Source organism: Rhodococcus marinonascens NBRC 14363, from assembly GCF_001894885.1.
Lineage (GTDB): Bacteria > Actinomycetota > Actinomycetes > Mycobacteriales > Mycobacteriaceae > Rhodococcus_F > Rhodococcus_F marinonascens.
In genome coordinates this window covers 86010-93503 of record NZ_BCXB01000022.1, presented here as the reverse complement: position 1 = coordinate 93503, position 7494 = coordinate 86010, and the positions used below count along the sequence as shown (strand labels likewise).

Sequence of the window (7494 nt, the reverse complement as noted above, 5' to 3'; positions counted from 1 at the left end):
CACCGTCGGTGCGCCCCTGTCGATCGTCAAGGACTACATCGAAACCCAGAAACGCCCCGCACACTGACGCAATTCCTCCCGACCCTGAACGGCCGGGGTTCCTCGCTACCTACCGCTGAACCATTGAAGCGGATAAGCCGTTTCAGAGCGCCGGAGTGACAAAGAGGTGAATGCGGTCAGCCCCAGCACTGAATGCCCGGGACTCACGATTTCCGTACTAAATGTCTTCGATATTGCATATATTGCAATATGTGCATATGGTTCCGGATGCCGGGATCAGCCAGTCAGATCGCACGCATCGATCCCCCGACATCGATCGAGAAGAAGAGGGTCAACCAATGGTCATCGCAGCGCTCACACTCTATTTCGTATTCGCCGTGCTTGGATTCGGGTGGCGCAGCTGGCGACAATGGCGGCGCACCGGATCCACCGGGTTCCGCGGCATCAGCGGCCGGCTCGGGTCGCTGGAATGGATGGCTGGCGCAGGATTCATCATCGCGATTGTCGCCGGTATCGCCGCGGCGCTGCTGCAGCTGACCCGGATGGTGTCGCCGCTCGGCTCTCTTCACACATGGTGGATTCAGGCGCTCGGGGTCGCGCTCGCTCTCTTCGGCATTGCGGCCACTGTGTATTCACAAAACGGCATGGGCGAATCCTGGCGCATCGGAGTCGATGCCAGTGAGACGACAACATTGGTCCGACATGGCGCATTCTCCATGGTCCGCAACCCAATCTTCACCGCCATGCTCGTTTTCGCCGGGGGTATCGCTCTGATGACGCCGAACATCCTCGCGATCGCCGGGTTCGTCCTGATGCTGACAACAATCGAACTGCAGGTCAGGGTTGTCGAGGAGCCATATCTACTCCTCGTTCACGGCGACGACTACCGCGACTACAGCGGCACCGTCGGGCGGTTCATTCCCGGAGTCGGCTACCCGACGGCACGGAACACCGATCAAGCAACCGTCGAGCGACGAAACCACGCCGCGACGGCCGACTGACCCTCCTTCGCCCGACTGACGTCCAGGACCTTTGCACACCAACGTGATACGCCTAGCTCGGGGCAGACCGCGGCGTTGCGAGCTTCACGGGCGAACGGGGCAGAGCATAGGTTTCGTGGAATACGGATCACAAATTACGACAACTATCTCGTGACGGCTACCATTCGACGGTGATTCCACGACAACGCTGCGGATCGGTGATTCCATGACAACGTCACAGGTCGGTTCCGAAGACTTTCGGCACATTCTCACGCAGACGCGCAGTTTCGTGCGCACATCGGTGGTTCCGCGCGAGCAGGAAATCATGGACGCCGACGCCATTCCGGACGACATCCGAGACGCGGCCAAGGCGATGGGCCTGTTCGGCTACGCCATCCCGCAGGAGTGGGGCGGCCTCGGTCTCGACCTCACGCAGGACGTCGATCTCGCTATGGAGTTGGGTTATACCTCGCTCGCACTACGGTCGATGTTCGGCACCAACAACGGCATCGCCGGCCAGGTTCTGGTCGCGTTCGGTACCGACGAGCAGAAGTCGACATGGCTCGAGCGCATCGCCTCGGGTGAAGTGGTGGCCTCCTTCGCGCTCACCGAACCGGGTGCGGGATCCGATCCGGCGGGGCTGCGCAGCCAGGCCATTCAAACCGATGATGGCTGGATCATCAACGGCGAGAAGCGGTTCATCACCAACGCTCCCCTCGCGGACCTGTTCGTAGTCTTCGCCCGTACCCGTCCCGCAGACGCGGACGGAACCGGTATCGCCGTGTTCCTCGTCCCCGCCGACGCCTCAGGCGTTCAGGTAGGGGCCAAGGACCGGAAGATGGGTCAGGAGGGCGCGTGGACGGCGGACGTGCACTTCGCCGATGTCCGGGTTCCGCATTCGGCTCTGGTCGGTGGAAGTGAGGACGTCGGGTATCGCGCCGCTATGTCGTCCCTGGCACGTGGACGTGTGCACATCGCGGCGTTGTCGGTCGGTGCTGCGCAGCGTGCCCTCGACGAATCGGTGAACTACGCGGCCACTGCCACCCAGGGCGGCACCACGATCGGCGAATTCCAGTTGGTGCAGGCCATGCTCGCCGACCAGCAGGCGGGGGTGATGGCCGGGCGCTCCCTCGTGCGCGAGGCCGCACGGGCGTGGGTGTCCGGCGAGGACCGGCGGATCGCACCGTCCGTCGCGAAGCTCTTCTGCACCGAAATGGTTGGCAAGGTAGCCGATCTGGCGGTGCAGATTCACGGCGGCAGCGGCTACATGCGGGACGTGCCCGTCGAACGAATCTACCGGGACGTCCGCCTACTCCGCCTGTACGAGGGCACCAGCGAGATCCAGCGCCTCATCATCGGACGAGGGCTGATCAAGCAAGCCCTACACTGACGGAGCCTGGCTGGTTCTCACCGGCGGGGTGTGCTCACCAAGGCGTGGCGGTGCGCCGCGGTAGGTCGCAGGCGTGGCGCTGAGCCGGATCGGGTTCGCCACCTGGCGTACAGGTTCAGCGCGACTCGGATCGTCGATCTCCACCACCGGATGGAGGCCGAGTCGCTCGGCCAGCGCGACGGCGTCGGCGATGTCGTTGAGCGGACCGCACGCGACGCCCGCGGCGGTGAGCCTCTCGAACCATGCGTCGGCGGTGTCCACGGACAACGCCTTCGTGAGATCGTCGACCAAGCAATCTCGGTGCGCCACCCGCTGGTCGTTGGTCGCGTAACGCTCGTCCTGAGCAAGTTCGGGGATCCCGAGAACCTTGACGAGAGAGGCGAATTGACGGTCGTTTCCCACCGCCAGCACGAGCTGGCTTCCACCCGTCTCGAACACCTCGTACGGTGCGACGCTGGGATGCCGGTTGCCCATAGCCGCAGGCACGACGCCGGCGCCAACGTATCCCGACGTCTGGTTGACGAGCGCCGACAACAACGATGACAGCAGGTTCACCTCGACGCGTTGCCCTTCCCCGGTGTGGTCTCGGTGCCGGAGCGCGGCGAGGATCCCGACCGCGGCGTGCAGTCCAGTGACGACGTCCACCATGGCAACCCCGACCTTGGTCGGCGTCCCGGAGTCGGGTCCGGTGATGCTCATGAGTCCGCCGACTGCCTGGATGAGCAGGTCGTAGCCCGGCAGGTCGTTGTGTCCGCCGAAACCGGTAACCGAACAGTAGACGACGTCGGGGTTCAGCACACGCACCGCGTCGTAGCCGAGTTCGAACCGGTCCATCGTGCCGGGAAGGAAGTTCTCCACCACGACGTCCGCGCGGGTGACCAGTTCCCGCACCTGATCCAGGTGGTCGGGGTCGTGCAGGTCCCACGCGAACGACCTCTTGTTGCGGTTGACCGACCGGAAGTAGGTGGACTCGTCGCCCACCCACGGCGGACCCCACCGCCGGGTGTCGTCGCCTGTACCAGGACGCTCGATCTTCACGACGTCGGCACCGAGATCGGCAAGCAGCATCGTGGCGTACGGCCCGGCGAGCACTCGGCCGAAGTCGGCGATCAACAAGCCCTCGAGCGACCCGCTCACAGCCGAATCGAGCGACCCGCTCACCGAAACGCTTCCTCGCCGGTCAGCGCCTTACCAATCACCAGTTGGTGCACCTCGGACGTGCCCTCGTAGGTAAGGACGGACTCGAGGTTGTTGGCGTGGCGAATCACGGGGTATTCCAACGTGATTCCGTTCGCACCGAGGATGGTGCGGCACTCACGGGCGATGGCGATGGCCTCGCGGACGTTGTTCAGTTTTCCCGTGCTGACCTGTTCGGGGCGCACGTCACCGCGGTCCTTGAGCCGTCCGAGGTGGTACGCAAGCAGATGTCCTTTACCGACCTCGACAGCCATGTCCGCGATCTTGACCTGAGTGATCTGATAGGCGGCAAGAGACTTATCGAACACCTGGCGGTCCTGTGCGTACGAGATCGCAGTCTCCAGACAATCACGTGCCGCGCCCATCGATCCGAAGATGATGCCGAAGCGGGCCTCGTTGAGGCAGCCGAGCGGTCCGGACAGCCCTTTCGCCCCGGGCAGCATGGCGGAGGCGGGCAGGCGCACGTCCTCGAGCACGAGTTCGGACGTGACAGACGCCCGCAGTGACATCTTGTTCTTGATCTCGGGTGCCGAGAAGCCGGGGGTGGCGGTGGGGATGACGAATCCGCGTACGCCGTCGTCGGCGCGTGCCCACACCACAGCGACATCGGCGACGGACCCGTTGGTGATCCACATCTTGGTGCCGTTGAGCACCCAGTCGTCCCCGTCCCGCTTGGCATTGGTCCGCATCCCGCCGGGGTTGGACCCGAAGTCCGGCTCTGTCAGCCCGAAACATCCGATCGCCTTGCCCGCGGCCATGCGGGGCAGCCACTCCTGCCTCTGGTCTTCGCTGCCATAGTGGTGGATCGCATACATCGCCAGCGACCCCTGCACCGACACGAGGCTACGGATTCCGGAGTCGACGGCCTCGAGTTCGAGGCAGGCCAGACCGTACGTGGTGGCGCTCATTCCAGCGCAGCCATATCCCTCGAGGTGCATACCGAGCACGCCGAGTTCACCCAGACCTTCCGCCAACTCCCGAACCGGTAGCACCGCCGCTTCGAACCATTCGGCGATATGGGGGCGAATCCGTTCCTCTGCAAATCGGCGCACGGTGTCACGGATCGCGATCTCCTCGGTGTCGAGCAGCGAGTCGAGCGCGAACAGCTGGGACAGGGTCTGCGGATCGGACATGGTTCCTCCACGGGGCCGGTGGGAGCGCGTGTGCGCAAACGTTCGCAAGAACGATTGCACATACGATTTCGTCACGTACGCTATGGCGCAATCCGACCGCCGTCAATCGCGACGTGCCCGGGTCCATTCCCCCGACCGCGAGGATCGAACGTGAATCTGCCGGACCGCCCGACCCGCACCTCTGGGCGTCCGTCTACCCTGCGGGAGATCGCCGAACGCGCCGGTGTCCACGTGTCGACGGCATCCCGGGTGCTCCGTCAGCCCGAACCCGCCGACGGCTGGTCCGCGGCCGCACGACGAGTGCGCGAGGTGGCCGTCGAATTGGGCTACCAGCCCAACCTGTGGGCGGCGAGTCTGCGGACGCGAAAGACCACCACCCTCGGCGTCGTCATGCCGCGCCTCACAGACGGGGTCGTCGCGACCATGTTCCAGGGCATCGAGGAGGCCGCCACGCAGGCCGGCTACTCGGTGCTGCTGTCGAGTCCGCCGGACGACCTCGACGCCCAGCGCCGGTCCATAGAATTCCTCGTCAGCAGACAAGTGGACGGCCTGCTGCTCAGCAGCCTGCACACTCCCGGACGCGCGTTCGTCGACTCATTGCAGGTTGGCGCACTACCGATTCTGCAACTCAACCGCCACGCCGACGTAGGTCTGCCGTTCGTGTCTGGAGATGATCACCGAGGCGGATATCTCGCCGGACGGCATCTGCTCAACCTCGGGTTCACCGAGATCGCCGTCATCACCGGTCCCGATCACGCCAGCACCTCACGGGACCGGCTCGCCGGGTTCCTGAACGCGCTGTCCGAGAACGGGATCACACTGGACCCAAGCCGGATCGTGCGCTCGGACTTTGAAGTGTCCGGCGGTGTCACCGCGGCCAAGACACTCCTGGAACGAAAATCGCGCCCGAAGGCGATCTTTGCGGTCAGCGACACGATCGCGATCGGCGTTCTCGGCGTCGCCCGTGACCTCTGCCTGCGCATCCCGGAAGACCTAACGCTCGTCGGGTACAACGACATTCCGGTGGCGGCCCAACTGCCGGTTCCGCTGACGACGATCCGGTCGCCCGCGCGACTGATCGGCGCGACGGGCGTGCGCCATCTCCTGTCGATGATCGCGGGCAACGAGGTGGAGTCGGTGAAACTTCCCGTCGAACTCGTCGTACGGGCCTCTACGCGATGCTGATCAGATCGACTCGCGCAGCCTCTACCGCCCTGCAGAGACCAACATCGGCGCGTGCATGTCGTAGTAGGACACGTCCCCCATCAACCGATTCTCTTCCTCGAACAACGACTGAAGCCCGGCCGGATTCTCCATCTTCTCGTGTGATCGGGCCTCGGACTCGGAGCTGAAGTACACGGCTTCCACGAATTTGTCTTCACCGTAGGTACACAGCGTTCCGCCGAGAATCTCGGGGCGCAGCTCGCGCAAGTGAGGTTCGGCCTCATCCAATATGTCCCGCATCCGACTCGCGTCGGTAGTGTGGCCCTCGAGCACTTGCACGAACTTTGCCTCGTCCGAGCCTCCACCCATCCACGACATCGCTTCGGGGCAGTCCATGGCGGAGATCCCTCCCTCAAAGCACTTCTGCGCCTCGGCCCACCATGCCCCCTGTTCGGGGCGCTCACTGTTGCGTCTGGCCGCTTCAGCGGATTCGAACCGGGCCAACGCGATGTACGTCCCGTCATCGCACACGCCCTGCGTGGCTCCCAGGAAACCGATCGCCGTCGGTTGCAGTTCCTCTACCCACTGGTCAAGGCACCTGCGCAGGCCCTCCTCATCCGACACTTTTCCTTGCATTACCTGGATGAACATCTCTCATCTCCTTCGGCGGAGCCGCTGCCCCGCTCCGAGCACGATCTCGGTGGCCGACCCGCCACGGTCCACCGTCAGTGGACACCCGACGGCCCGTGGCCGCAGCCACTGCACGGTCAATCCTGCGCCCGTCAACTCGTCGGCGCAACAGGCCTGAACCTCGACTACCGCCCCTGCCACTGCGGGGTGCGCTTGTCGACGAAGGCTTGCATGCCTTCCTGCGCATCGCACGTGATGGCATTGGTCGCCATCGCCTCGGCCATCGCGGTATATGCCTGGTCTTGGGGCAGGTCGATCTGGCGATAGAACCCCTGCTTGCCGATCGTCACCGTCAACGGGCTGGCCGTGATTATCTTCTCCGCGAGCGCTCGGGTCTCGGCAGCGAGATCCTCGGCCGGCACCACCAGGTTGACCAGTCCCCAATCTGCCGCCGTGTCCGCGTCGATCGTCTCGCCGGTCAGCAACATCTGCATCGCGCGTTTACGTCCGATTGCTCGGCTGAGCGCCACCATCGGCGTCGAGCAGAACAGTCCGATCTTCACACCCGGTGTCCCGAAGACGGCATTCGACGACGCAACCACAAGGTCGCACGACGCAACGAGTTGGCAGCCCGCCGCGACCGCCGCGCCCTGAACCGAGGCGATGACGGGCTGCGGAATCTCCTGAACCGCCTGCATCATCTCGACGCAGGCTTCGAAGATGGCGCGTTCCTCCTCGAGGGTGCGGCCGATCATCTCTTTCAGATCGTGCCCCGAAGAGAAGACCGATCCTGCGGCCCGGACGACGACGACGCGCACTGTGTCGTCGTTGCCCAACTCCCGAAGTGCCGCCGTGACGTCCCACATGGCTTCGGACGACAGCGGATTGCGCTGTTCGGGGCGGTTGAGAGTGCAGAACGCGATGCCGGTGTCCGGCTCGACCGTGGTCGGGGCGAAATTCGGGTTCATGACTCCTGCCTACCACCCGTATGTGCACGTTG

The 7494-nt window shown here is 64.4% G+C and carries 7 protein-coding genes; 3 read left to right on the top strand and 4 right to left on the bottom strand.

Annotated elements, in window-relative coordinates; genetic code table 11:
* The first annotated feature begins 338 nt into the window (after window positions 1-338).
* Both RM2_RS16135 and RM2_RS16130 read left to right on the top strand, forming a co-directional pair.
* On the top strand, window positions 339-1001 hold the full coding sequence (locus tag RM2_RS16135; protein WP_084721839.1) for a methyltransferase family protein: 663 nt from the start codon (window positions 339-341) through the stop codon (window positions 999-1001).
* 205 nt (window positions 1002-1206) lie between these two features.
* Complete coding sequence (locus tag RM2_RS16130; protein ID WP_072690563.1) at window positions 1207-2370, top strand: acyl-CoA dehydrogenase family protein; 1164 nt, start codon at window positions 1207-1209, stop codon at window positions 2368-2370.
* Here the strand turns inward: RM2_RS16130 and RM2_RS16125 are convergent.
* Together RM2_RS16125 and RM2_RS16120 are read right to left on the bottom strand one after the other, a co-directional pair.
* Window positions 2362-3531 carry a CaiB/BaiF CoA transferase family protein gene (locus RM2_RS16125; RefSeq protein WP_072690562.1) on the bottom strand — a complete coding sequence of 390 codons (1170 nt, stop codon included), beginning with the start codon at window positions 3529-3531 and terminating at the stop codon, window positions 2362-2364. The two genes, RM2_RS16130 and RM2_RS16125, sit on opposite strands and share 9 nt — an antisense overlap.
* Window positions 3528-4700 carry an acyl-CoA dehydrogenase family protein gene (locus tag RM2_RS16120; protein ID WP_072690561.1) on the bottom strand — a complete coding sequence of 391 codons (1173 nt, stop codon included), beginning with the start codon at window positions 4698-4700 and terminating at the stop codon, window positions 3528-3530. The genes RM2_RS16125 and RM2_RS16120 overlap by 4 nt, the downstream gene beginning before the upstream one ends.
* Window positions 4701-4850: 150 nt before the next feature.
* Between RM2_RS16120 and RM2_RS16115 the strand changes: the two genes are divergently transcribed.
* Window positions 4851-5885: a LacI family DNA-binding transcriptional regulator gene (locus RM2_RS16115; protein ID WP_072690560.1), complete on the top strand. Its 1035-nt coding sequence runs from the start codon at window positions 4851-4853 to the stop codon at window positions 5883-5885.
* 21 nt (window positions 5886-5906) lie between these two features.
* On the opposite strand, the gene RM2_RS16110 is transcribed toward RM2_RS16115, so the two are convergent.
* Window positions 5907-6515: a hypothetical protein gene (locus RM2_RS16110; protein WP_072690559.1), complete on the bottom strand. Its 609-nt coding sequence runs from the start codon at window positions 6513-6515 to the stop codon at window positions 5907-5909.
* Between the two features lie 164 nt (window positions 6516-6679).
* Window positions 6680-7462 (bottom strand): enoyl-CoA hydratase, encoded by a 783-nt coding sequence (locus RM2_RS16105; RefSeq protein WP_072690558.1) that lies wholly within the window; start codon window positions 7460-7462, stop codon window positions 6680-6682.
* Between the last annotated feature and the right edge of the window lie 32 nt (window positions 7463-7494).

Excerpts from the sequence above, each read along its gene's own strand:
- RM2_RS16110 (WP_072690559.1), bottom strand. The coding sequence starts at position 6,515 with ATGTTCATCCAGGTAATGCAAGGAAAAGTGTCGGATGAGGAGGGCCTG.
- RM2_RS16105 (WP_072690558.1), bottom strand. The coding sequence starts at position 7,462 with ATGAACCCGAATTTCGCCCCGACCACGGTCGAGCCGGACACCGGCATC.
- RM2_RS16130 (WP_072690563.1), top strand. The coding sequence starts at position 1,207 with ATGACAACGTCACAGGTCGGTTCCGAAGACTTTCGGCACATTCTCACG.
- RM2_RS16120 (WP_072690561.1), bottom strand. The coding sequence starts at position 4,700 with ATGTCCGATCCGCAGACCCTGTCCCAGCTGTTCGCGCTCGACTCGCTG.
- RM2_RS16135 (WP_084721839.1), top strand. The coding sequence starts at position 339 with ATGGTCATCGCAGCGCTCACACTCTATTTCGTATTCGCCGTGCTTGGA.